Origin of the sequence: Clostridium sp. K04 (assembly GCF_019734375.1) — a bacterium.
Taxonomy (GTDB): Bacteria; Bacillota; Clostridia; order Clostridiales; family Clostridiaceae; genus Clostridium; species Clostridium saudiense.
Window position 1 is genome coordinate 1 of the sequence record NZ_JAASHD010000089.1, and the last position, 1,154, is coordinate 1,154.

At 26.7% G+C, this 1,154-nt stretch carries 1 protein-coding gene; it reads right to left on the bottom strand.

Annotation, left to right across the window (positions count from 1 at the left end):
* Window positions 1–73 precede the first annotated feature (73 nt).
* On the bottom strand, window positions 74–751 hold the full coding sequence (locus HCG70_RS17255) for a uracil-DNA glycosylase (protein ID WP_221698081.1): 678 nt from the start codon (window positions 749–751) through the stop codon (window positions 74–76).
* Between the last annotated feature and the right edge of the window lie 403 nt (window positions 752–1,154).

Genomic DNA, 1,154 nt, shown 5'->3' on the forward strand with positions numbered 1-1,154 from the left:
TTGGATACAAGACACCGTTAGAAGCATTTAACGAAGAACAAGCTAAGTGTTGCACTTAGCTTGACAATTCGTCTTATATATTTTCTATTTGCCAATCAATAGGTTTTTTATTAACAGATATAAGAAATTGATTAATTTTTGAAAATGGTTTACTTCCAAAGAAACCTCTTGAGGCAGATAATGGGCTAGGGTGTACTGAAGAGAGAATTAGATGTTTATCATTAGTTATTAATTTTTTCTTACTAATAGCATTATTTCCCCATAGTAAAAAAACAACAGGATCATCTTTTTCATTAACTAAAGATATTATTTTATCCGTGAAAATTTCCCAACCTTTATTTTTATGAGAATTAGCCTCTCCAGCTCTTACTGTAAGTGAAGTATTTAATAAAAGTACGCCTTGATCAGCCCATTTTTTTAAATAGCCATTATTAGGAATATAGCATCCTAAATCTGAGTTAAGTTCTTTATATATATTTAATAATGAGGGAGGGATTCTTACACCTGGATTTACAGAAAAACTTAATCCATGGGCTTGATTAGGTCCATGATAGGGATCTTGACCTAGAATAACAACTTTCACATCTTCATAAGAAGTATAATGTAAGGAATTAAATATATCATATTTATCAGGATATATTGTTTTTGTATTATATTCATTTTTTAAAAATTCTCTCAAAGTTAAATAATATTCTTTTGAAAATTCATCTTTTAAAAGTTCATTCCAATCATTTTTTAATATTTGTTTCATTTTAATCACCTCTATGTAAGTATATTTTAATCAATAAGTTATAAATTTTAGATAATTATAGCACAAACGTTACCTAGTATATCAATAGTAGAAAAATAAAGAAAAAGAAAGAAAAAGCATATAAAATTAGAATTATTTGAATAAAATAATGAAAAAATGAAAATTATAATAAATAAATAGTGTTAAGATAAAACACGTCGCTGATGACAAATCAAACAAATGAGTTGATTGCTGAAGCGAATGATACTTATCATATCGATGATAAATGTCAAAAAAACTTTTGAAAAAAAGTTGTTGACATAAAATTAAAGAAATGATAAGATAAGGAAGTCGCTTGAGGGCGACGGAGTAAATGGTCTTTGAAAATTGAACAGAATATAGTTAAAGTAAACCAGCAATTCTT